The following is a 23929-nucleotide window of genomic DNA, read 5'->3' on the forward strand; positions in this document are numbered from 1 at the left end:
GCAGCAACGATGGTTTTCCTTGAAACACTCGGGCCGCTCTTTGCGCCCATGCCTCTCTTCCTGATCTTCATCGGGACACTCCTCGGCATCGTCGTGGGCGCCATTCCCGGGCTCACCGGCTCCATGCTGATCGTGCTGACGCTGCCGCTCACCTTCACCATGCCGCCGCTCGACGCATTGGTACTGCTGATCTCCATGTATGTTGGCGCCATCAGTGGTGGTCTCATCTCCGCGACGCTGCTGCGGATGCCGGGCACGCCCGCGTCGGTCATGACCACACTCGACGGCTACCCAATGGCGCGCTCGGGCCATGCGGCCAAGGCGCTCGGCTTCGGCATCAGCGCCTCGGTGTTCGGCGGGATCGTGTCCTGGGTCGTACTCGTTGCCTTGTCGCGGCCGCTCGCGGACTTCGGCGCGCAGTTTGGTCCATTCGAGAAGTTCAGCCTCGTGCTGATGGCGCTTGTGCTGATCGCCTCGGTCAGCGACGGCTCGATCATTCGCGGCCTGATTGCCGGGCTCCTCGGCATGCTGGTGACGATGATCGGCGCAGATCCGGCCGTCGGGACAATGCGGCTCACCTTCGGCTTCAGCTCTCTGGAAGCCGGCCTCGGCGTCGTGCCCGTGCTCATTGGCCTCTTCTCGGTCGGCCAGGTGCTGAACGAAGTCATGGCGCATGATCGAAAGCCGGCACAGCTTTTCAAGGTCCACATCCGGGACACCTTGCTCAGCTCCGCCGAATGGGCCCGCAGCCTGCCCAATCTCATCCGGTCCTCGATCCTGGGAACGGGCATCGGCATCCTGCCCGGGATCGGCGCCAACATCGCTTCGGCCGTGGCTTACACCCTCGCGCGCAACGCGTCCAAGACGCCCGAGAAGTTCGGCAAGGGCTCGGAAGAAGGCATCATCGCGTCGGAATCCGCCAATAATGCCAGCGTCGGTGGTGCACTGATCCCGCTGATCGCCATGGGGATCCCCGCCAGCGTCATCGATGCCATCCTGCTTGGTGCGATGATGATGCAGTCGATCACTCCGGGCACATTGCTGTTCGTCAACAATCCCGAGCTGGTTGCCGGCATGATGGGCTCTTACCTGATCGCGGTGCTGCTGATGTTCGTGATCATGGTCGTCCTGTCGCGCTACATCGCCAAGCTGGGCATGGTGCCAAGGTCTCGCCTGATGCCGATCATCATCGTTTTCTGCGTTGCCGGCACCTATGCCAACAGCAACATCATGTTCGACGTCTGGGTGATGCTGGCATTCGGCGTACTTGGATTTACCCTGGAGAAATGCCGCCTGCCGCTGGCACCGTTCGTCATCGGGTTCATCCTTGCACCTTTGGCCGAAACCAACCTTCGGGCGGGGCTGATGATATCGGGCGGCTCGCCGATCCCCATCCTCTCCCGCCCGATCTCGCTGTGTTTCGTGCTTGTCACCCTCGGGCTCCTCGCGTGGCAGGTGCGGCGGGAGTTCCTCGCGCGAAAGACGGTGAAGGGGGTTGCTGTGCCGACGTGAACGTCGCGGCCTCCGGGAGTATGGTCTTCCGTGATGCAGAGTCGGTCCCCATCGGCCATCGCGTCTAGGGCGGGGTGGTGCTGGCGAGCCAGCCTATGGGGCCGTGCATGAGCCGGGCGACGAGGTCGGTCTGGCCGTGAACGCCGAGCTTCTCGCCGGCTTGCGGCCGGCGATGAACCGGAGGCCGCATGCGCGGCGCTCGGCATTTCGCGTCGTGCGGCAGATCGCCATCTGGCGACCGCCCGCGCGGTCTATGGCGCTGAGGGCAATCTTGCCGCGCTCGCACGCTTTATGGCGGATCGGTCGTTTCCGCGCCTGCCGTTCTGAGCAGGTCCGTGCCGGCCGCGAGGAGTGAGCGGCCCTCCGCAGGCGCGGAGATCGGATGGACGATGACGGATTATTCGCGCTCAAGGGGTGCCGGTCGGCCGCGGGCGGTGAGGCCCGCGGCCGGATTGGCTAGACGCGGATTTCGCGGTTGCCGCCGATGCGCATGAGCAGGGCGAGCGAGAGCATGGTGAGGACCAGCAGGATGGTCGAGAGAGCGGCCGCAGTGCCCTGCTGACCCCGGATCACCTGGGCGTAGATGCCGAGCGAAAGGGTCTGGGTCGATGTGTTGTAGAGAAAGAGCGTCGTGCTCAATTCGGTGATGATGGTCACCCAGCTCAGCACTGCGCCGGCGAGGATCCCTGGCGCGAGGGCCGGCACGATCACCTGCATCAGGGTGCGGAACTTGGACGCCCCGAGGCTCACCGCCGCTTCCTCGATGCTGGGGCTGAACTGATACATCAGCGCCGTCGTCGAGCGGACGGTATAGGGCAGCCTGCGGATGGCGAGCGCCAGCACCATGATCGCGAACGTGCCGGTCAGGACCAGCGGGGGCTGGCTGAAGGCGGTAATGAGCGCGATGCCGATGATCAGGCCCGGCACCACGTATGGCACCATGGTCATCGTATCGAGCGCGCCGGTGAGGGCGTTCTTGCGCCTCACGGTGAGGTACGAGACCAGCACCGCGATCACCACCAAGACGACCAGCGCCGTGATGCCGATGCTGAAGGTGTTGGTGACGTAGCGGGTGATGTCGCGCTGGGCGTTGATGTAGTTGTTGAACGAGAACCCGGCGACGAACTGGCCGTAAAGCGTGTTGCGGAACGAGCTGACGACGACGACCAGAAGGGGTGCGAGTGCCAGGGTGAGGAAGCTGTAGATGTAGAGATAGACCAGCCAGCCGCGCCAGCCGGTGAGACGGGTCGGCTCGATGGCACGCATCGCGGTCATCGAGAAGGTGCGACGATCGACGATGAATTTCTGGATGAGGAACACCGCCAGCGTGACCGCGATGACGATGACGGCGACGGCGGCCGCAAAGCTGCTGTCGATGCTGACCTCGCCCACGAACGAGCTGTAGATAAGCACCGGGATGGTGCGGAAGCCCTGTCCGATCAGCATGGGCGTGCCGAAATCGGCGAATGCCCGTACGAAGACCAGAAGGCTGCCCCCGAGCACCGTGGGCAGGAGCAGCGGGGTGATGACCTTGGCCGCGCGGCGCCAGCCGGTGACCCCCATGCTTTCGGCCGCCTCGAGCAGCGAGACGTCGATCGTGCGCCAGGCGCCCATCAGATAGGTGAAGATCAGCGGCACCAGCTGCAGGGTGAGCACCAGCAGGATGCCGGCAAAGCCGTAAATGCTGGGCGCACTGATGCCGAACGTGCCCTGCAGCCAGCGGGTGATGAGCCCGTTGTTTCCAAGGAGCAGGATCCAGGAATAGGCGCCGATGAAGGGCGGCGACATCATGGAGGCGAGGATCAGCACCTGGATCGTGCGACTTCCCGGAATGCGGAACATCGTCATGAAATAGGCGAGCGGGAAGGCGATGACGAAGGCGAGGATCGTCACGCAGACCGTCACCATCAGGCTGTTGATGAGGGTGCCGTAATAGAGACGCGACGAGAAGAAGGTCGCGAACCCGTCGAGCGTAAAGCTGCCGCCGCTCGAGACGCTGCTGATCAGCACCGTGATCAGCGGCCAGACGACGAGGAAGAGATAGCCCGCCGTCAGCAGCAGCGCGACCGAGGTCCAGCCATCGAAACTCTTGCCGGCGACCTTCACGCTGAGGTCCCCTGCATGATGGATGCGCCGGTCTCGAGATCAAAGAAGGTCAGCATGTCCCGATCGACCTCGAGGAAGACCTCCGCGCCCTCTTCCCAGAGGGAGGAGCGACGGGAGAATTCGAGGAATTCGATGATCTCGCCGGTTTCGAGCCGGGCACGAACCTGGGAATGGGAGCCGAGGAAGGTCTCATCGACGATCGTCGCCCGGAGGCCCGAGCTGGCGGCCCGGACCGCCTCCGGACGTACCGAAACCTGGATCCGGCCCGAAGCGGTCGGCGTCACGAGACCGGTTACGTCGAGCTCGGTGCCCGTGCCGAGTGCCACCATGGCCTTCTCGTCCTGCCGGAGCAGGTCGCGGGCGAGCAGATTGGTCTTGCCGATGAACTCGGCAACGAAGCGGTTGGCCGGCCGGCGATAGATTTCGGCAGGCGCACCGACCTGCTGGACGACGCCCAGATTCATCACCGCGATCCGGTCCGAGACGGCCATGGCCTCTTCCTGATCGTGGGTCACGTAGACCGTGGTGATGCCCGCCTTGCGCTGGGCCTCGCGGATCGTGTCGCGCATCTCGACGCGCAGCTTGGCGTCGAGATTGGAAAGGGGCTCGTCCATGAGCAGCAGGGCCGGCTCGATCACCAGCGCCCGCGCCAGCGCCACGCGCTGCTGCTGGCCGCCCGACATCTGTCCGGGCAGGCGATCCTTGAGGTGGGCCATGCGGACGGAGTCGAGCGCCTGCTCGATCCGGCGCTCAGCATCGGCGCGCGGGACCTTGCGGGTCTGCAGGCCAAAGCCGACATTCTTGGCCGCCGACATCTGCGGGAAGAGCGCATAGTTCTGGAAGACCATACCGATATTGCGCTCGGAGGCGGGGCGGTCGTTGATGACCGTGCCGTCAAACGAGATGGTCCCGGCCTCGATGGAGTTGAACCCGGCGATCATCCGCAGGAGCGTGGTCTTGCCGCAGCCCGAGGGGCCGAGCAGGGTGAAGAACTCGCCGTCTTCGATCTCAAGGTTGAGATCGGGGATGGCGACCTGCCCGGCATATTCCTTGCGGAGCGATTGAAGCGCTATGCGGGTCATAGCGCTTCACCCTTCTTGAACGTCGAGCCGATCAAGAGCGCGCCTCGAGGATGGCGCGGTACTTGGCAACGATGGCTTCGCGGTTGGCCGCGACGTATTCGCCGTCTTCCTGCACGGTCGGGATCTCGGAGAGGGGCGGCAGGCCGGGCTTGGTGATGCCATCGCGCAGCGGGCGACCGGCGGTCTGCTCGGCGATGATGGTCTGGCCTTCCTCGGAGATGATGAAGTCGATGAACGCTTCGGCCGCCGCGGGATTGGGTGCGCCCGCGATGATCTGGACGGTTGCGGGCAGGAAGGCCGCGCCTTCGGCGGGATAGACGATCTCGACCGGCGCGCCGCTGCGCACGAAGTTGAGCGAGAGCGGCTCGTAGGTGAGGGCCACCACATATTCGCCATTGGCGACGTCCTGGGCGACCTGGGTCGAGGAGCCGATGGAGATGCCGTCGAGCTGGTCGACGAGCGATTCCACGAACGTCCAGCCGGCATCCGATTCATAATCGCCGCCGACGGCCTTCAGCATGTTGGTCAGCTGGGCGAAGGCGGAGGAGGAGCCGGTGGGATCCCCGAAGGCGATGCGGCCCTTGAGTTCGGGCTGCAGCAGATCGGCATAGCTCGTGATCTCGACGCCGGCCTGGGCCGCCGCTTCGGTGTTGACCAGGAGGTTCGAGCCGTCGGCCTGGTAGGGGGTGAAGGCGCCGGTGGTGTTCTTGCCGGCTTCGACCATCGCCGCATCCTCGGGCGAGGTGTATTCCTGCCAGAGCGTGATGTTGGCCGCTGCCTGCGCGGCACCGCCGCCGAACATCACGTCGCCCTGCGGGTTGCCCGCCTCGCTGCGGATGCGCGAGTAGAGTTCGCCCGTGCCGGCGGTGATGAGCTGAACTTCGACGCCGGTATTGCCTTCGAACACCGGGATCAGGCTCTGCAACATGCCTTCTTCATTGGGGGTGTAGACGACGAGCGTCGACCCCGAAATGTCCTGGGCATGCGCGCTTGCAAGCGCCATGAGGGAAATCGTCGTGGCAAAGAACGCCGTGGCAGTCATCCGGGTCAGGCTTGGCATGGTGGGATCCTCTGATCGCGATGGCGCGGCCGAGATCCGGGTTTTCACGCAGCCGTCCCGTCGATCGCGCGGGGCGCGACGCGGAGGGCGCCGTTGACCGGACACCCTTGCTGACCCTGCGTAAGGCCCGAGCCTCGCTGACGCGCCACCGTCATGAAACTGTCACATATGAGGCTGAGCCCTTCTGCGAATGCAACAATTTTCTTTCAGCAGAACGATCTTCCACAGCTTGCTCACCGCCGCCGGAAGCGGCTTCATCCGAAGGATATGCCCGTCATGGTTTCCGAGAGCTGCCAGAGCCGGGAGCCAAGCGCCGGGTCGGCGGCATTGGCGGGCACCTGGGCGAGGGTCGGATAGCCGCGGGTCTCGCTCAGCCGGTGCGGGCCGTAATAGGCGCCCGATACGGCGTCCGGCGAGGTCGCGGCGAAGAGCGTCGGAAGCGCACCCTGGGCAGCGGGCTGGAAGAGAAACCAGAGCCAGGTGCGGGCAAGCCCCTGCGGGCTGTTTCGCCCCGGGGCGTTGTGGAGGAGGTCGGTTCGCGAGACGCCCGGATGGGCGGCCATGCTGGCAATGCCCCAGCCTGCCGCAGCGCTGCGCCGGTGCAGCTCGAACGCAAAGACGAGGCAGGCGATCTTGGATTGGGCATAGGCGCGCATGGGAACATAGGCGCGCTCGGAATTGAGATCGTCGAAATCGATGCTGCCCGAGCGGGCGGCCACGCTGCCGAGGCTGACGACGCGCGGACGATCAGCCTTGCGCAAGAGCGGCAGGAGCGCGGCGGTGAGCGCGAAATGGCCCAGATAATTGGTGCCGAGCTGGAGCTCGATGCCGTCGCGCGTCACCTGGCGGGTGGGCGGCACCATGACGCCGGCATTGTTGATGAGGAGTTCGATCGCATCATGGCTTCCGCGGAGCCGCTCGCCAAAGGCCGCGACCGAAGCAAGATCGGCGAGGTCGAGTTGCTCGAAGCGGGCCGCTACGCCCGGAACGGCCGCGCGGATCCCTTCGATTGCCGCGCGCCCCCTGGCCGGGTTGCGCCCGGCAAGGATGATGCCGCCCCCAGCCCGTGCGAGGGCGAGCGCATCCTCATAGCCGAGCCCGCCCGTTCCGGTGATGACGGCAGTCCGGCCGCTCTGGTGGGGAATGTCTTTTTCCGTCCATCTTGCCAATTGAATTGTCCTTCGTGTTGGCGGCTGGCCTTCAGGCCTGGGTAGCAAGCAGGGTGCGCACGCGGCGGACCCCCGTGGTTTCGGTCGTTGCGAGCGGCAGAGTGCGGAGCCGCCGGCCCGTCGCGGCGTGGATGGCATTGGCGATGGCGGCCGCGACCGGCACGATGCCGGGTTCGCCGGCCCCGCCGGGGGGAAGATCGCTCTGCATGATCGCGACCTCGATCGCGGGCGCATTGGCCATGCGCTGCATGGGATAATCGTGGAAGTTCGATTGCCGCACCGCGCCGTCTTGGATCGTGATGGTGCTCATGAGCGCACTCGTCACCCCGAAGATGATGCCGCCCTCCATCTGGGCGACGACCGCGTCTGGGTTGATCACAGTGCCCACATCGATGGCGCAGAAGACGCGATCGACGGTGAGCTCCCCATCCTCGGCGACGCTCACCTCCGCCACCTGCGCGACGATGCTGCGATAGCATTCCTCGATCGCGATGCCGCGCCCCCGGCCCGGCGCCAGCGGGCGGCCCCAGCCGGCCATTTCGGCCACCCGCTCGAGCACGGCGAGGTGCCGGGGGCTGTCGACGAGCAGGCGCCGGCGATATTCGAGCGGATCGGCCCCGGCGGCGAGGGCGCATTCGTCGATGAAGCTTTCCGAAAAGAAGGTGTTGAAGGAAAAGCCGTTCGAGCGCCAGAAATGGATCGGCACATGGGTGGGCACGTGCTGGCTGCGCATGCGTCGGTTGGGGATGGAGTAGTGAAGTTTGTCGAGCCCCTCGACGGTGAGGTAATCCCCATCCGGCCCGGGGGTGAACGGCATGTTGCGGCTGCCCATGGCGTTGAGGATGGACTGGGCGGCGACGCGCGCATCATAGGCGAGCGGCAGCCCGTCGGTTCCGAGCGCGGCGCGCAGCCGCCCCGCGGCCTGGCTGCGATAGAGGCCGCGGCCAATGTCTTCCTCGCGCGACCACATGACCTTGACCGCACGGCCCCGGTGCCGGGCGGCGAGATAGGCCGCTTCGGCGATGACGTCCTGATCGCTGCGCCGCCCGAAGGCCCCGCCGTTCATCGTCACATGGAGCGTCACCTCGCCCGGGCGTGCGTCGGCCCAGCCCATGCCGCGCCCGACGCCGGCCTGCATGGTCACGCGGTTCTGAGTGGGTGCCCAGATTTCGGCGGACCCATCTTCGTTCAGGATGGCGGTGGCGTTCATCGGCTCCATGCAGGCATGGGTGACGAAGGGCACGCCGTAATCGGCCTCGACAAGCCTTGCGCCCGGAGCGGCCAGGGCCGCTTCGACATCGCCATCATCGATGTGGCCGTGCGGCGCCTCGGAGCCGAGCGCCGCCTCAAGGCGGGCAGCGAGGGCGGCGCTATTTTCCCCATCAGCCTCGGTCGGGGTCCATTCGACATCGAGGCGCCACGCGGCCCGCTCGGCCTGCCACCAGGACTGGGCAAGGATCGCGACGTGCCGGCCATCGATGATGGCGACGTCGACGACGCCCGGTTCGGCGCGCAGTGCCGCCTCGTTCCGGATTGCCGCAACGCCGGCGCCGAAGACCGGTGCGTGCCGTATCGTGGCATGGAGCATGTCGGGCAGGACGACGTCCATGCCGAAAACGGGTTCGCCCCTGACCTTGGCCGGCAGGTCCACGCGCCGTTGCGAGCGGCCGATCAGGCCCCAGGCGCTGCGCGGCTTCAGCGTCGGCGCGTCGGGGGGCGGCAGCAGGGCGGCGGCTGCCGCGAGTTCGGCATAGGCGATGCGCCGGCCGGTCGGCTCGTGATGGACCAGACCCTCGGCCGTCGTGAGTTCGGAGGCTGGTACGCCGAGGCGCGCGGCGGCGGCCGCCACCAGCATCTGCCGGGCGGCGGCGCCGGCGACGCGCATCGGGTGCCAGAGGCCCATGGTCGAGCCCGACGCTCCGGTGGCGATGAAGCCCATCTGGCCCAGCACCCGCCGCCCGATCCAGGCGACCGGGCCGCTCGCCTCTTCAGGGCGCACCTGCAGCACGTTGGACCAGGTGGAGTAAGATGGGTGCGCCTCGGTCGGGAAGACGACCTCGATGCGCTCGTCAAAGGGAATGTCGAGCTCTTCGGCCACGAGCATGGCAAGGCCGGTATGGATGCCCTGTCCCATTTCGGTGCGGGGCACGTTGATCACGACGTGGCCGTCATTGCGGAGCATGACGAAGGCGTTGAGCTTTGCGTCCTCGCCATCGACGGCGCCCCCGTGAAGGCCCTCGACGTCGACGGTGGCGAGAAAGCCGACGCCGCCAATGGCCGCGACGAGCGCGGTGCCGGCAAGGGCGGAGCCGGTGATCAGAAAGCCTCGGCGGGTGATGAGCGGCATGGCTGGCTCCTCAGGCGACGGGGCGCGCGGCAGCGGCGCGGTGGATGGCGCGCCGGATGCGCGGATAGGTGCCGCAGCGGCAGATATTGGTGATCGCCTCGTCGATCTCGTCATCGGTGGGGCTGGGATTTCGGGAAAGGAGATCCGTTGCGGCGATCAGGAAGCCGGGCTGGCAGAAGCCGCATTGCGGCACCTGTTCGTCGAGCCAGGCCTGCTGCAGGTAGGAAAGGCGGCCCTCCGGGTCGGCGAGACCCTCGACGGTGACGATCTCGGCCCCTTGAAGCGACCCGGCGAGCGTGACGCAGGACGGCGTCGATTGCCCGTCGATCAGCACCCGGCAGGCGCCGCACTGGGCGACGCCGCACCCGTATTTGGGCCCGAGCGTGCCCAGATCTTCCCGCAGGACCCAGAGGAGCGGCTTGTCGTCCAGCCCGTCGAGACTGACCGGACGGCCATTGAGTGTGAAATCCACCATGCTGCGTTCCTCTGCAAATGCCATGAGGCAAGATGGTCCGGGACGCTCAGGGCTTCCTGCCGGAACCGGCAAAAAACTTGCCTGATCCTCCAGAGGTCTGGCGCGGGCGGATGGCGGGCAGTATCGTCGGGCGAATGAGGATGGGAGCTGGACGATGCACTCCGAACTGAAGCGGGCCGTTGCGCGCTATGTCGAAAACCATGGGGGGCTCGATGCGCCGTCCCCGACGCCGGTCGCGGACGTGCTCGTCATCTGCAGTACCCAGCCCCGCAACCCGTTCCGCAAGCTCTACAAGCCATCGCTCTGCGTGGTCGCGCAGGGCGCCAAGCGGATCGCGCTCGAGGGCCAGACCATCGACTATGCCGCCGGATCAGCGCTCGCGGTGAGCCTCGAGGTGCCGGGGCATGGCAGCATTACCGAGGCCAGCCGGGCCGAGCCCTTTTTAGGGCTGACCATCGGGTTCGATGTGGGGCTGCTGCGCGAGGTGCTCGAGCAGATGGCCAATCCGCCAAAGCCCTCCGGCGAACGGCTCGGCGCGTTTGTCGAGACGCTGAGCGAACCGGTGCAGAACTGCATCATCCGCCTGCTCGAAATCTTCGAGACGCCCGAGGCGGTGCCGGTGCTCTACCCTGCTGTGACGCGGGAGCTCTACTATCGGCTGCTCTCGGGGCCGAACGGCCGAGAAATCTGCAAGATCGCGCATGTGGACAGCCACACCCAGCGGATCGCCGAGGCGATCCACATGATGCGCGCCGACATATCGCGGCCGTTGAAGGTCGAGGACATGGCGAGGGCGGCGCGCATGGGCGTCTCGTCATTCCACCAGCACTTCCGGACGCTGACGTCGATGTCGCCGCTGCAATACCACAAGCAGCTGCGCCTGCTCGAAGCGCGCCGCCTGATGGTGGCCGAGGCGGCCAATGTGACGAATGCTGCGTTCCGCGTGGGCTATGAAAGCCCTTCGCAGTTCAGTCGGGACTATGCGCGCATGTTCGGCCGGGCGCCCAAGCGCGACGCGATGGCGCTCAAGGGCCTGCCCGTCGCGGTCTAGTCAGACGCCGAGCTTGCGGCCGGCGGTGCGCGCCATGGCGGCAGGATCGGGCGCGTCGATCTGGCGGTAGCGCGCCTGGATGAGGCTGTAGAGGCCGAAGGCGAAGAGCCCCAGCGCCACGAGGCCATATAGGATGCCGCCGAACGGCAGCTGGCGGACCCAGGCGAGCGCCTCGGTCACCGAACCCACCTGCTCGGGATCGGCTGCGATGGCAGCAAAGACGATGAAGCCCCCGGTGATGAGGAGAACCGCGCCGCGTGCGCCGAGCCCGAGCGCGCAGACCGGCGTGATCCAGGCGTGCTCGCGCGAGGCGGCCTCGAGATATTTGCGGTAGCCGCCCGTTGCGCCCTTCCAGATCTGGGCGATGCCGGCGCCGATGACGGCGATGCCCGCGAGCCCGAGAAGGAAGGCGCCGAAGGGCAGGCCCAGAACGGTGGCGGCGAGCCCGCTGCCACCGTCTTCACCGCCCCCCGAGCCGCCCATGCCGGTTGCCGCGCCGAGCGCGAAGAGGGCAAGGCTCGTATGGGTGATGCCGCTGACGACCATGCCGGCCCTGACCGCGATGCCCTTGGCGTCATTGTCCTGGTCATCGGCATTGGCGATGCCCTGCACCAGCCGCCATGCGGCATGTCCGGCAAGCCCGATGCCGACGAGCCCGAGCAGGATGCGCCCGAAGGGCTGGCCGAGCAGCCAGCCCAGCGCGCCCTCGGGCCCGACATCCGCCCCGCCGCCACCGATGGCGCCGAACAGGGCAAGGCCGCCCACGATCAGATAAACGACCCCGCGGGCAGCATAGCCGCTGCGCGCGAGGGTCTCGAACTTGCTGTCACGGGCCAAGCCAGCCTCCTTATTGGTGTGCTGGCAACGCTTCGGAAAGATGACGGTTCCCCTGTTCAGTAGAAGACGTCGGGTGCCACCCGCCAGTCGGGGCGGCCATGGGGTTCGGGCCAGAAGAAGGTTTCGGGCGCGTTGAAGTAGACGATGGCGACGAGCCGGTCGAGCACGCCGATGCCCGCGGCCATTTCGTTGACCTCCTCGAGCCAGTCGTGCTCCTGGCGCTTGCCGCCCGCGACCCCGAACTCCGCGATGATGAGAGGCTTGTGGATCGCCTCGATCCAGTGGGCCTGCTCGGCGATGCGCCTGCGCACGCTGAGCGGCTTGCCGCGATGGGCCCGGTCCCAGCCCTCGAGCGCGAAGACCGACAGGCTCGCATAGTCCACATAGTCATCGCCCGGATAGTAGAGCGCCGCCCCTTCGTGCCCCGCGGGGGACCAGACGAAGGCCGCCTCCGGGGCGAGGCGCGCGCACTGCTCGACGAAATGGCGATAGGCCGCGACGTATTCGGAGGGGGCGCGGTTGGACCAGGGGAAGATGTTCCGACCCATCTCCATTTCATGGGCGAAGCGGATGAGAACCGGCGTACCGGGCGCGCCGAGCGTGCCGCAGATGGCGGCGATCTCGGCGTCGAAGGCGCCGCCCACGATGTCGGGGAGGAGGGTTTCGCCGCCTCCGATGCGGTCGGGCGCGCGGGTCCAGGGCTCGACGGTGACGAGGAACTGGCGGCCTTTCTCGGCAGCGTTCTGCTGCGCCCAGGCAAGCAGGTCCCGGTCCCAGTCCTGCCATTGCACGAAGACATGGTCGAGCCCGATGGCAGGGCTTTCGTAAAAGGCGTAGTCGGGATCATAGGCGCCGATGACGATGCCGCCGGCCCCGAGGGCGGTTGCGGGGCTGGACGCGGCGACGAGACCGGCAAGGGCGAGGGCGGAAAGTTTCCTGTCGATTGGCATGGTGACCTCCTCGGGTCATGAGATGGCGGATCAGGCGGGGAGCGGCGCTTCCTGTGCGCGGTGGCGGCGGTCGCCGGTGCGGCGCTCAGTGCCGTCGGGACGGGTGCGCAAGAGGGCGGCGCGACGATCCGGGCCCCGCCGGGTCCAGGGCGTTGCGGTGGGCGGATGGCCGATGCCGGCATGGGCGAAGCCGTGCCGTTCGAGCAGGGCCGGTGCGTAGACATTGCGCAGATCGATGAAGACCGGCCGGCGCATGCGTGAGCCGAGCCGGTCGAGGTCGAGCCGCGTCAGTTCCGCCCACTCGGTCATCAGCACGACGGCGTCGGCGTCCTTTACGCAGGTATAGGGATCGTTGAGGAAGGCGACGTCGTCGAGCATGCGGGCGGCGTTCTCCATGCCGGCCGGGTCGTAGGCGCGGATCGTGGCGCCCTGGCGCTGCAGGGTCTCGATCAGCGCGACCGACGGCGCCTCGCGCATGTCGTCTGTATCGGGCTTGAAGGTGAGCCCGAGCACGGCGATGGTCCGGCCGGCGACCGTGCCGCCCGCTGCCGAGACGACACGGCGGGCCATGGCGCGCTTTCGCGCATCGTTGACCGCGATGGTGTCCTCGACGAGCCGCAGGGTGACGCCATGGTCCTGTGCGGTGCGCAGGAGCGCGACGGTGTCCTTGGGAAAGCAGGAGCCGCCATAGCCCGGCCCGGCATTGAGAAAGCTGCGGCCGATGCGGTGATCGAGCCCCATGCCGATCGCCACCGAGCCGATATCGGCGCCGACCCCTTCGCACAGATTGGCCATCTCGTTGATGAAGGTGATCTTGGTGGCAAGAAACGCGTTGGCCGCGTATTTGATGAGCTCGGCCGTCCGCCGCCCGGTCATCAGCACCGGACAGATGTCCTCGAACGGACGATAGATCTCTGCCATCACCGCGCGGGCGCGGGCGTCCTCGGTGCCGACGACGATGCGGTCGGGCTTGAGGAAATCCGCGATCGCCGTGCCTTCGCGCAGGAATTCTGGATTGGAGACGACGACGAGGTCGGCATCGGGGCGCGCCGTGGCGATGATGCGCTCGATGGTGTCGCCGGTGCCGACCGGCACGGTCGATTTGGTCACGACGAGCGCGAAGCCGGTGGCGTTGGCCGCAATCTGCCGGGCCGCGGCATGGACGAAGCCGAGGTCGGCCTGCCCGTCGCTTGCCCTTGCGGGCGTGCCCACGGCAATGAAGATGGCGCCGGACCCGGCCATGGCCTGACCGAGTTCGGTGGTGAAGGCGAGCCGGCCGGCCGCCGCATTGGCCGCGACGAGTTCGGCGAGGCCCGGCTCGTAGATCGGCATCACGCCCTGCTTCAGCCCCAGGATCTTTGCCGCGTCGGTATCGACGCAGGTCACCTCATGGCCGAGTTCGGCGAGGCAGGTGCCGGTGACGAGCCCGACATAGCCGGTTCCGACGATTGCGATACGCATCGGGTGCTCCTTTCTCTGAAGCGCTTTGGGGGCGTCAGCGCCGGGCGAGCTCGGCCCGGAGCGCGTTGAGGCGCTGCGAGATCTCGTCGCCGCGCACGAGCGGGGGATACTGGCTGGGGCGGCCATCCATCATCACGCTCCAATTGCCGCCCGGCTCGGCGAGCTGGAACACCGCGCGGCCGCCGCTGCGGTGCTGGAAGCAGGTGACGGCGGGGCTTGCGCCGCCCTTGAAGCGCCAAGTGGCCTCGAGGCACATGCGGCCGGTGTCGGTGATGCGCCAGCGGCCCTCGGCAATGCTCGGGGTGCCGTCTTCGGTGGCGATGGCGGTGAAGGTGCGGTCGGCGGCGAAATAGGCTCCGCCATCGCCCCAGCGCCAGGTCTTGCCGGCATAGAGCTCATAAAGCTCGCCGGCGTTCATCGGCTTGGCCTTGGCGACGGCCTCGGCAAGGGTCGCCGACTGGGCGGGAAGGGCGGAGATCGCGAGCGCGAGCCCGGTGGCGAGGCCGGCGGCGATGCGCCTGAGGGTCGTATTGGTCATCTGGTCCTCCTGGATGCTAGAAGCTGAGGGAAAGGGAAGTGAGCGGGACAAGGCCGGCAGCGAGCGGCTGGATCAGCGATCCCGAGCCCTCGACCACCTTGCAGAGCCCCTGTTCGGCCCGAAGCACGATACCGAGCAGGGGCAGCTCGACCATGAGCGCATTGAAGAAGCCGAGCCGCAGGCAGGCGGCGCTGCTGAGCGGCGCCAGAAGGCGCGCGCCCCGATTTTCGCGCAGATGGCAAACGATGATCGCGATGGTCGCGACCCCGTAGAGCACCGCGTTGAGCGCGGTGAAGACGTAAAAGCCGGCGGCGATTTCCGCATTGGGGAAGGCGAAGAGCGGCAGAGCGCAGATCAGCGAGACTGTGAGGGTCGGCGCGATCACGCTGAGCGGCAGGGTCGCCTCGGCCGCCTCGCCCTTGGGCGTGACGCGGAACGGCGCCACGGTGCCGGTCAGGCGGTCGCGGATCGCCGCCAGCACGCCGAGCAGCGACCAGGGCCAGCGGGCGACGAGGAAGAGGTTGGATTCCCAGCTCACGAAGCGCGCATCGACCGGCCGCAGCCAGCCATTGGCCCGCCAGCGCATGGGAATGGCGAGGACGAGCAGCGCCAGCGGCAGGAAGTGGACGAGGAACGCGACGAACCCCGCGTTGATCATGGTGACGTTGAAGGCGATGGCGAGGATCGGCAGGACGATGGCGAGCGGCAGCATCAGCGAAAAGAGCGGATAGAAGAGCTGGCTGAAGAGGAAGCGCCCGCGCAGATGGCCCGGCAGGCCGCCGAGGAAGGCGGGCGTGTGGGCGAGAAGCAGCGTCATCATCGAGCGCGACCACTGGAATTCCTGGGTCGCGAGATCGGCAAAGGTCGCCGGGCCGTCTCCATGGGCGATGGCGTCGATCGCGTGGACGCCGCGCCAGCCATGGGCATTCATCATGAGGGTGGTCGAATGATCCTCGGCGAGCTCCGGGCCGAGCCCGCCTATGGCCCTCAGGGCCTCGGTCCGCACCGCATAGTGCGAGCCGAAGCAGAGCGGGGCCATGGAGAGGCTGTGCCCGGCCTGCTGAGGGCCGTGGAGGACCCCCTCGGCATAGAGCCGGCTGCGTGCCGACCAGCTGGTTGCAGCATTGCGGTCGCAGATCGAGGGCGCCGACACGTAGCCGACCCGGGGATCGGCGAAGGGCCGCAGGATTTCGACGAGATAGTCGGGATCGGGGACGTGGTCGGCATCGAGCTGGGCGACGAAGTCGTAGCGCTCATAGCCATGATGGTCGTAAAAATAGGCAAGGTTGCCCTCCTTGCAGCGCGTCCGGCGCGGCCAGGTCGCGCGGTGATAGTCCGCAACGCCCCGACGGGTGGAAACGAAGACGCCATTGGCCGCGCACCAGGCGAGCGTTTCGGGCGAGGGGTCCTCGTCGGCGAGCCAGGTGTCGTGCGGATAGGTCTGGGCGAGCATCGCCAGGAGCGTTTCGCGCAGGACGGGGAAGGGCTCCGACGGCGCCTTGGTCACTACCATCGCAACGCGCAGGCCCTGCGGCACGGGGATGGTGCGGTTGGGCACTTTCGCCCGCCCCACGATCAGCAAATAGTAGAAGGGCACGATCGTGACCCAGACGAGCACGATGGTGTTGGCGGTATAGCGCCAGGGATCGGTGAAATGCTCCGGCTGCAGCCACCACGACCACGCCCAGGCGAGGGCGGCGAGGGCAAGCGCCATCGAGACAAGATATTCGCCCCTCTGCCCGGGCGTCATCAGCGGGACGAGATAGTCCGGCCCACCCCAGTGCTGCCGCGTGCCTGCGGAAAGGGCGAGCTCGCTCATGCAGCCCTCCTCAGCCCGAAGCTCCGGGCTGCCGTCGCAAGGATGGTGCCGAGATCCGAATGGCGGGGCGAAAATCCCAGGATCTCGCGGGCACGGCGTGGATCTGCGACCAGCATGGGCGGGTCACCGGCGCGCCTCGGATGCAGGATGCTCGGTACCGCGCGGCCGGTGAGGGCCTCGATGCCGGAGAGGATGTCGCGCACCGAATGGCCGGTGCCGGTGCCGATGTTGAGCGCCGTGCTGGAGCCGCCCGCGAGCAGATAATCGAGGGCGGCGACATGGGCGTCGGCAAGGTCGCTCACATGGATGTAGTCGCGAATGCAGGTGCCGTCGGGGGTCGGATAGTCGCCCCCGAAGATCTCGAGGGCGGGGATGGCCCCGGCGGCGGCCATGAGGGCGCGGGGGATGAGATGGGTCTCGGGATCGTGCCGCTCGGCGAGCGCGCCCTCGGGATCGGCGCCGGCGGCGTTGAAATAGCGGAGCGCCACGTGGCGCATCGCACCGCTCGAGCAGAAATCGCGCAGCATCACCTCGCCGATGAGCTTGGTGCGGCCATAGGGGTTGATCGGGCGTTGCGGCGTCGTTTCGAGGATCGGCATCGCGTCGGGCACGCCATAGGTCGCGCAGCTCGAGGAGAAGACGATGTGCTCGACGCCATGGCTCGCGGCGGTTTCGAGAAGGGCGAGCGTGCCCCCGACATTGTTGCGATAATAGCGGGCAGGCTCGCGCACGGACTCTCCGACATAGGCATAGGCCGCAAAGTGCATGATGGCGACTGGGCGGTGGGTGGCGATGGCGGCGCCGAGCAGCGCGCGGTCCGCTATGTCGCCGACGACCAGCGGTCCCCAGAGCACCGCGTCGCGATGGCCGGTCTCGAGGCTGTCATAGGCGATGGGACGATAGCCGGCGCGCGACAGTGCCTTGCAGGCATGGCTGCCGATGAAGCCCGCGCCGCCGGTGACGAGGACGCTGGTCATCAGAGCGCCCCTACCGTCAACGGTGCAGGCGCAGCGCCGGTCGCCTCGAGCCCGAGGACAGCCTCGAAATGCGCGATGGTGCGGGTAAGGCCTTCGCGCAGTGCAATGCGCGGGCTCCAGTCGAGCAGGGCGCGGGCGCGCCCGATATCGGGCCGGCGCTGGCGCGGATCGTCGGTCGGCAGCGGACGGTGGACGAGCCGCGAGCGCGACCCGGTGAGGGCGATGATTTCGGCGGCAAGCTCGGCGATGGTGAATTCGCCCGGATTGCCGAGGTTCACGGGTCCTTCGACTGCCGGCTCGGCGGCCATCAGGCGGACGAAGCCTTCGATCAGGTCGTCGACATAGCAGAACGAGCGGGTCTGGCTGCCGTCGCCATAAAGCGTGATGTCTTCGCCGCGCAGGGCCTGCACGATGAAGTTCGAGACCACGCGCCCGTCCCGCGGGTCCATGCGTGGACCGTAAGTGTTGAAGATGCGCGCCACGCGGATATCGGTGCCGAAGCTCCGGCGATAGTCGAAGAAGAGCGTTTCGGCGGCCCGCTTGCCTTCGTCATAGCAGGCGCGGGGGCCTGTCGCGTTGACGTGGCCCCAATAGCTTTCGGCCTGCGGATGCTGTTGGGGATCCCCGTAGATCTCGGAGGTGGAGGCCTGGAAGATCCGCGCACCCGTGCGCCGGGCGAGCTCGAGCATGGTGATGGCGCCCAGCACGCTGGTCTTCATCGTGCGGACCGGGTCGGCCTGATAATGCGGGGGCGAGGCGGGGCAGGCGAGGTTGAAGATGGCATCGACGCTGCAGAAGACCGGCTCGGCGACATCATGGGCGAGAACGGTGAACCGGGCGGTGCCTTCGAGATGGGCGATGTTCTGGCGCCGTCCTGTACTGAAGTCGTCGAGGCAGATGACTTCATTGCGCTCGGCCAGCAGGCGCTCACAAAGATGAGAGCCCAGAAAACCGGCGCCCCCGGTTACGAGCACGCGCCTGGGGGTCTTTCGCCGTTCTATGGTTGGAAAGACTTCACCCAGAAGCATCCGTATTTCTTCGGAGTTCTGTTCGCCTCTCGGCGATCGCGCGGACTTGCCGCACGTGGTTCCAGAAATAGTCTCTGTCGAATTCATCGACTTTGTCTCCGCAGTATTTGCAGATAACTATTTCAACGACCAAAGACGTTTATCAACGTTATCCAAAAATTAACCCTAATGGACTTGGCATTTGATTTAAATTGGAGAGAGAGCAGGCTGGCCGGAGGCGCTTGCAGGCGGGCTGTCAAAATGGTCCAAGGGGTGGAACTGGCGAGGGGATTCGCGCTCGCCGGGAACTCTGGGAGCGTGCAGCCATCGCATGGCGTGATGACAGTTCGGGATCCGGCGGGGCCATGCGCGATCCGGCCGAAGTCCTGCGCTCGGTATTCGGCCATGCCGGATTTCGCGGCCAGCAGGAAGCCGTGGTCAGGCATGTCACGGCGGGCGGCGACGCCGTCGTGCTCTTTCCCACCGGTGCGGGCAAGTCGGCCTGCTACCAGATCCCCGCGCTCTGCAGGCCCGGCGTCGGAATCGTCGTCTCCCCGCTGATCGCCTTGATGCGCGACCAGGTCGAGGCGCTGAAACAGGCCGGCGTGCGGGCGGCGGCGCTCAATTCGTCGCTCTCGGCCGATGAAGCGTCCGACGTCCGGACCAGCCTCCGTCGGGGTGAACTCGACCTGCTCTATGTCGCGCCGGAGCGGCTCGTGACGCAGGGCTTCCAGAACCTCATCGCCGGAACGCCGATCGCGCTCTTTGCCATCGATGAGGCCCATTGCGTCAGCCAGTGGGGGCATGATTTCCGGCCCGAATACCGGGACCTGGCAGCGCTTGCAGAACTCTATCCCGACGTGCCGCGGATCGCGCTCACCGCAACGGCCGACAAGCTGACGCGGGCCGACATCATCGAGCGGCTGGGGCTGGAGAAGGCGGAGGTCTTCGAGACCAGCTTCGACCGCCCCAACATCAGCTATGCCATCGTCGAGCGCGACAATGCGCGCCGGCAATTGCTGAGCTTCCTCTCGCGGCACAAGGACGAGAGCGGCATCGTCTACTGCCTGTCGCGGGCCAAGGTGGACGATACCGCGGACTGGCTGCGCGGCCAGGGCGTGCCGGCGCTGCCCTATCACGCGGGCATGGACGCGGAACGCCGTCGCGCCAATCAGGACGCCTTCCTCAAGGAGGAGGGGCTCTGCCTCGTCGCTACGGTGGCCTTCGGCATGGGGATCGACAAGCCCGATGTCCGCTATGTCGCCCATCTCGACCTGCCGGCCTCGGTCGAGGCCTATTACCAGGAAACGGGGCGCGCGGGCCGCGACGGGCAGCCTGCCGAGGCCTGGATGAGCTATGGCATGGCCGATGTGGTGCAGCGCCGCCGGATGATCGAGGAGGGCAACGCCCCCGACCAGATCAAGCGGGTCGAGCAGGGCAAGCTCAACGCGCTGCTGGGTGTCTGCGAGACGGCCGGCTGCCGGCGGCAGGCGATCCTCGCCCATTTCGGGGAGCCGCATCCGGGCAAGTGCGGCAATTGCGACACCTGCCTCTCGCCCGTCGAGACCTGGGACGGGACCGAAGCGGCGATCAAGGCGCTGGCAGCCGTTTACCGTACCGGCCAGCGCTTCGGGGCAGGGCACATCGTCGATGTGCTGCTCGGACGGCAGACGGACAAGACCGAACGGTTCGGGCACGACCGGCAACAGGTGTTCGGCGCGGGCAAGGAGCACGACCAGCGGACCTGGCAGTCGGTGATCCGGCAATTGACCGCGTCGGGCTATATCATCGTCGATCACGCCGCCCATGGGGCGCTGATGCTGAGCGAGGCGGCGCGCGGGGTGTTCAGGCGCGAGACGCCGATCGTCTTCCGGCGGGACCGGCCGCGCAAGGCAGCCGAGGTGCGCCGGCAACTGGGTGCTGTAACGGCCCTGCCAGAAGCGGCGCAACCGGTCTTCGAGGCGCTGAAGGCCGAGCGGCTGAAGATCGCCCGGGCGCAGGGCGTGCCGCCCTATGTGGTCTTCCACGATGCGACCCTGAGGGCGCTGGCGCTCGCTCGGCCAAGAACGCCCGAGGATCTGGCCGAGGTCGCCGGGATCGGTCAGGCCAAGCTCGCCCGCTATGGCGAGGCGTTCCTCGCGGTGATTGCGCGGTTCTAGAGGCCGCGACCGATCCCGTAATAGGCCCAGCCCTGCTCGGCGAGCCGCTGCGGGGCATAGAGGTTCCGTCCATCGAAGATGACCGGCCGGGTGAGCCGCCGCGCCATTTCCTCGAAATCGGGTGCCCGGAACTGCTGCCATTCGGTGCAGATGCAGAGCGCGTCGGCGCCATCGAGGGCAGAGTAGCGGTCGGTGACGAGGCGGTAGTCGTCACGGCCCGAATAGCGGGCGGCAAAGGCCCCGCCTGCAGCCGGGTCGAAGGCCTGGACCTTGGCGCCGGCCGCCCAGAGGGCTTCGATCAGATCGAGGCTCGGGGCTTCGCGCAGATCATCGGTATTGGGCTTGAAGGCGAGCCCCCAGACCGCGAAGGTGCGACCGGCGAGCGCCGCGGCGGAGCCGTAATGGCGGAGGATCTTGCCGAAGAGGTGCGATCGCTGCCGGGCGTTGACGTCGGCTACAGCCCCCAGCAGCGGGGTGGGCACATCATTGGCGGCCGCGGTCGCGATCAGCGCGCGCACGTCCTTGGGAAAGCACGAGCCGCCATAGCCCATGCCGGCATAGATGAAGTGATGCCCGATGCGCGGGTCGGCGCCGATGCCGCGGCGGACCTGATCGATGTCGGCGCCCAGCCGTTCGGCAATCCCCGCGATTTCGTTCATGAAGCTGATCTTGGTCGCGAGCATGGCGTTGGCGGCGTATTTGGTGAGTTCGGCCGAACGCGGCTCCATCACGAGCAGCCGGTCGTGATTGCGGTTGAAGGGCTCGTAGATCTCGCGCATCACCGCTTCGGCTTCGCCCGATACCGTGCCGATGATGGTGCGGTCGGGGCGCATGAAATCGGCGACGGCGCTGCCTTCCTTCAAAAATTCGGGGTTCGAGACGATCTCGAGGCCATGGGCAAGGCCGCGCTCGGAGAGCACGGTGCGGGCAAGCGCGGCGACGGCATCGGCGGTGCCGACCGGGACGGTCGACTTCATGACGAGGATGCGATCGGCGTCCATGGCGCCCGCGATGGTGCGGGCAACGCCGAGTACGTGGCCGAGATCGGCCGAACCGTCTTCGCCCGGCGGCGTGCCGACGGCAATGAAGATTACCGGGGCATGGGCGACCCCACGCGCCGCATCGGTGGAAAAGGCGAGTGTGCCGGCCGCCAGATTGCGCGTCACGAGCGGCTGCAGGCCCGGCTCGTAGAGCGGCACGATACCGGCCTTGAGGGCGGCAATCTTGTCCTCGTCGATATCGATGCAGAGGACGTCGTGGCCGATCTCGGCGAGGCAGGCTCCGGTGACAAGCCCGACATAGCCGGTTCCGAAAATGGTGAGTTTCATGAGAGGAAGGCCCCGCTGACGCTGGCTCTGGCGGTAGCGTCAAAGCTTCGGGCTGGCAATGGGGCTATTGTGCCCGGAGGCGCGCGGGCGCGGTGATGGCGGGGGCGGTGGTGCCGCGTACCATGAGTTCGACGGGCAGCTCGATCCGGCCGGGCGCGGCAGGACGATCCTCGAGAATGCCGATCAGCATGCGCATCGCGGAGCGGCCGATCTCATGCTGGGGCTGGCGTATGGTGGTGAGCCCCGGATCGACGGCGCTCGCAAAGACGGTGTCGTCGAACCCGACGACCGAAACGTCTTCGGGAACGCGGCGGCCGGACGCATGCAGTTCGGTGATGGCGCCGACGGCCATCTCGTCGCTATTGGAGAAGATGGCCGAGAAGGGGATGCCCGAAGCCAGCAGATCGCGCATGGCGGCCTGGCCGGAGGCGAGGCGGAAATTGCCGGCGATCTCGAGCGCCGGATCGAAGGGGAGCCCGGCCGCTTCGAGCGCTTCGCGATAGCCTCGATTGCGCTCGAGGTCGATCATTTCGTGCATCGGTCCGGTGAGATTGACGATGCGCGTGTGCCCGAGCCCGATAAGGTGCTCGACCGCGAGCCGGGCGGCGGCGGCATTGTCGATATGGACCATGGGCAGGTCGAGATCGGCGATCATCTGGAGCGCAATGACGATTGGGGGCAGGCTCTGGCGCAGCGCCTCGGGGATCCAGCCGGTCATGACGATGAGCCCGTCGGCCTGTTTGTTGCGCACCATGTCGACATAATGGGCGATCCGCGCATCGTCATAGCGCGCATCGCCCATCAGCACCTTGTAGCCGGCCTCGAAGGCGAACTCCTCAACGCCCTTGTAGATGTCGAGATAGAAGGGGTTGGTGATGTCGCGGACGAGCAGGATCACGGTCTTGGTCGCCTGACGGCGGAAATCGACCGCCTGCCGGTTGGGCACGAAGCCGAGCCGCTCCACCGCCTCGAGCACGCGGCGGCGCGTGTCGGGGCGCAGTTTCTCGGGGTGGGTGAGGGCGCGCGAGACCGTGGCCGTGGACACCCCCGCCAGCTCGGCAACGCTGCGAATGGTGGGGGTGGCCATGGCTCAGACGCGCAATTGCCGCGTGCGCCCGTAGAGCAGCATCAGCGCCAGCAGCACCGCCCCGAAGATGAGCTGGCGGCCCCAGAACTCGAGCTGCAGCGTGGTCAGCACACTTTGCAGGATGGTCAGCGCGATGGCTCCGAGCACGACGCCGAAATAGTTGCCCGTGCCGCCGGCCAGCGAGATGCCGCCGATGACGACGGCGATGATCGAGGGCAGCACGTATTGATCGCCCACCGAGATGAAGCTGTTGCCGGTATAGCCGATGACGCAGACGCCGGCGATGCCGGCAAACATGCCCGAAAGCCCGTAGAGCAGGGTCCGGAGGCGCCGGGTGGGCAGGCCCGTGAACTCGGCGGCGCGTTCGTTGGAGCCCATGGCGTAGATGGCGTAGCCCAGCGTCGTCCGGCGCAAGAGGAACCACATGGCGAGCGCGATCAGCGCCCAGACGAAAAGGATGCCCGGCAGCCCGAAGACCAGCGGCCGGTTGACGAAGGCCATGAGCGTGGGGGCAGCATTGCCTGAGGGGGTGCCGCGCGACATGGCGATGAGCGCGCCCTGGACGACCCCGGCCATGCCGAGTGTCATGACGAGGGGTGGGATGCGCAGCACCGTCACCCCGAGACCGCTGACGATGCCGATGGCAAAGGTGACCCCGCCCGCCACGAGGATCGCCGGGAGGATGTTGCCGTCCTGCCCGCTCATCACGTTGCCGGCGAGAAGGGCCCCGAGCGAGATGAGTGCGCCGACCGAAAGGTCGATCCCTTCCCGTCCGCCGATGACGACGAGGCTCTGGCCCGCCGCGACGATGCCGAGGATGGCCGAAACGGTGAGGAGCCGGACGATCTGGTCGCCCCGGGCAAAACCGGGCGAAACCGCCTCGCCCAGCCCCAGCAGCACGAGAATGGAAAGAGCCGCCAGAACCAGCGGATCGGTGAGAATGGTGCGGGCGCGGTGCATGCCG

At 67.2% G+C, this 23929-nt stretch carries 20 protein-coding genes; 3 read left to right on the plus strand and 17 right to left on the minus strand.

The window, feature by feature from the left end:
* Nucleotides 1-9 precede the first annotated feature (9 nt).
* Nucleotides 10-1512, plus strand: a complete 1503-nt coding sequence (locus EMQ25_RS02300) for a tripartite tricarboxylate transporter permease (protein WP_127186930.1) — start codon at nucleotides 10-12, stop codon at nucleotides 1510-1512.
* A gap of 64 nt (nucleotides 1513-1576) precedes the next feature.
* Here the strand turns inward: EMQ25_RS02300 and EMQ25_RS18465 are convergent, their stop codons facing one another.
* From EMQ25_RS18465 to EMQ25_RS02330, 7 genes are all read right to left on the minus strand, one after another.
* Nucleotides 1577-1702 (minus strand): hypothetical protein, encoded by a 126-nt coding sequence (locus EMQ25_RS18465; RefSeq protein ID WP_280177624.1) that lies wholly within the window; start codon nucleotides 1700-1702, stop codon nucleotides 1577-1579.
* Between the two features lie 266 nt (nucleotides 1703-1968).
* Nucleotides 1969-3618 (minus strand): ABC transporter permease, encoded by a 1650-nt coding sequence (locus tag EMQ25_RS02305; protein ID WP_127186931.1) that lies wholly within the window; start codon nucleotides 3616-3618, stop codon nucleotides 1969-1971.
* On the minus strand, nucleotides 3615-4700 hold the full coding sequence (locus EMQ25_RS02310; protein WP_127186932.1) for an ABC transporter ATP-binding protein: 1086 nt from the start codon (nucleotides 4698-4700) through the stop codon (nucleotides 3615-3617). The genes EMQ25_RS02305 and EMQ25_RS02310 overlap by 4 nt, the downstream gene beginning before the upstream one ends.
* A 31-nt stretch (nucleotides 4701-4731) precedes the next feature.
* Nucleotides 4732-5760 (minus strand): extracellular solute-binding protein, encoded by a 1029-nt coding sequence (locus EMQ25_RS02315; protein WP_127186933.1) that lies wholly within the window; start codon nucleotides 5758-5760, stop codon nucleotides 4732-4734.
* A gap of 254 nt (nucleotides 5761-6014) precedes the next feature.
* Nucleotides 6015-6929, minus strand: coding sequence for an SDR family oxidoreductase (locus EMQ25_RS02320; protein WP_127186934.1), 915 nt, complete (start codon nucleotides 6927-6929; stop codon nucleotides 6015-6017).
* 31 nt (nucleotides 6930-6960) lie between these two features.
* Nucleotides 6961-9276 carry a xanthine dehydrogenase family protein molybdopterin-binding subunit gene (locus EMQ25_RS02325; RefSeq protein WP_127186935.1) on the minus strand — a complete coding sequence of 772 codons (2316 nt, stop codon included), beginning with the start codon at nucleotides 9274-9276 and terminating at the stop codon, nucleotides 6961-6963.
* Nucleotides 9277-9286: 10 nt separating this feature from the next.
* Nucleotides 9287-9751, minus strand: a complete 465-nt coding sequence (locus tag EMQ25_RS02330; protein ID WP_127186936.1) for a (2Fe-2S)-binding protein — start codon at nucleotides 9749-9751, stop codon at nucleotides 9287-9289.
* 154 nt (nucleotides 9752-9905) lie between these two features.
* Here EMQ25_RS02330 and EMQ25_RS02335 point away from each other — a divergent pair, with 154 nt between their 5' ends.
* Entirely contained in the window at nucleotides 9906-10802 is an 897-nt protein-coding gene (locus tag EMQ25_RS02335; RefSeq protein ID WP_127186937.1) for an AraC family transcriptional regulator, read from the plus strand.
* On the opposite strand, the gene EMQ25_RS02340 is transcribed toward EMQ25_RS02335, so the two are convergent.
* The 7 genes from EMQ25_RS02340 to EMQ25_RS02370 are packed head-to-tail and all read right to left on the minus strand — an operon-like array spanning nucleotide 10803 to nucleotide 18412.
* Complete coding sequence (locus EMQ25_RS02340) at nucleotides 10803-11639, minus strand: DUF1206 domain-containing protein (RefSeq protein WP_127186938.1); 837 nt, start codon at nucleotides 11637-11639, stop codon at nucleotides 10803-10805.
* 56 nt (nucleotides 11640-11695) lie between these two features.
* Nucleotides 11696-12589: a glycoside hydrolase family 26 protein gene (locus tag EMQ25_RS02345; protein WP_127186939.1), complete on the minus strand. Its 894-nt coding sequence runs from the start codon at nucleotides 12587-12589 to the stop codon at nucleotides 11696-11698.
* A 30-nt stretch (nucleotides 12590-12619) separates the two neighbouring features.
* Entirely contained in the window at nucleotides 12620-14050 is a 1431-nt protein-coding gene (locus EMQ25_RS02350; protein WP_127186940.1) for a UDP-glucose dehydrogenase family protein, read from the minus strand.
* Nucleotides 14051-14084: 34 nt separating this feature from the next.
* Nucleotides 14085-14588 carry a DUF995 domain-containing protein gene (locus EMQ25_RS02355; protein WP_127186941.1) on the minus strand — a complete coding sequence of 168 codons (504 nt, stop codon included), beginning with the start codon at nucleotides 14586-14588 and terminating at the stop codon, nucleotides 14085-14087.
* A 16-nt stretch (nucleotides 14589-14604) separates the two neighbouring features.
* Nucleotides 14605-16407, minus strand: a complete 1803-nt coding sequence (locus EMQ25_RS02360) for a glycosyltransferase family 2 protein (protein WP_127186942.1) — start codon at nucleotides 16405-16407, stop codon at nucleotides 14605-14607.
* On the minus strand, nucleotides 16404-17384 hold the full coding sequence (galE, locus tag EMQ25_RS02365) for a UDP-glucose 4-epimerase GalE (RefSeq protein WP_425290221.1): 981 nt from the start codon (nucleotides 17382-17384) through the stop codon (nucleotides 16404-16406). Before galE ends, EMQ25_RS02360 begins: the two co-directional genes overlap by 4 nt.
* The gene (locus EMQ25_RS02370; protein WP_127186944.1) at nucleotides 17384-18412 is read right to left on the minus strand and encodes a UDP-glucuronic acid decarboxylase family protein; all 1029 of its coding nucleotides are present in this window, start codon (nucleotides 18410-18412) and stop codon (nucleotides 17384-17386) included. The genes galE and EMQ25_RS02370 overlap by 1 nt, the downstream gene beginning before the upstream one ends.
* Before the next feature lie 344 nt (nucleotides 18413-18756).
* On the opposite strand from EMQ25_RS02370, the gene recQ reads away from it, so the two are divergent.
* Complete coding sequence (gene recQ, locus EMQ25_RS02375; RefSeq protein ID WP_127186945.1) at nucleotides 18757-20550, plus strand: DNA helicase RecQ; 1794 nt, start codon at nucleotides 18757-18759, stop codon at nucleotides 20548-20550.
* On the opposite strand, the gene EMQ25_RS02380 is transcribed toward recQ, so the two are convergent.
* From EMQ25_RS02380 to EMQ25_RS02390, 3 genes are all read right to left on the minus strand, one after another.
* Entirely contained in the window at nucleotides 20547-21878 is a 1332-nt protein-coding gene (locus tag EMQ25_RS02380; RefSeq protein ID WP_127186946.1) for a UDP-glucose dehydrogenase family protein, read from the minus strand. The two genes, recQ and EMQ25_RS02380, sit on opposite strands and share 4 nt — an antisense overlap.
* A 64-nt stretch (nucleotides 21879-21942) precedes the next feature.
* Entirely contained in the window at nucleotides 21943-22965 is a 1023-nt protein-coding gene (locus EMQ25_RS02385) for a LacI family DNA-binding transcriptional regulator (RefSeq protein WP_127186947.1), read from the minus strand.
* A 3-nt stretch (nucleotides 22966-22968) separates the two neighbouring features.
* Nucleotides 22969-23925: an ABC transporter permease gene (locus tag EMQ25_RS02390; RefSeq protein WP_127186948.1), complete on the minus strand. Its 957-nt coding sequence runs from the start codon at nucleotides 23923-23925 to the stop codon at nucleotides 22969-22971.
* Nucleotides 23926-23929 lie beyond the last annotated feature (4 nt).

The organism is Arsenicitalea aurantiaca (assembly GCF_003994485.1).
GTDB classification, from domain to species: Bacteria; Pseudomonadota; Alphaproteobacteria; order Rhizobiales; family Devosiaceae; genus Arsenicitalea; species Arsenicitalea aurantiaca.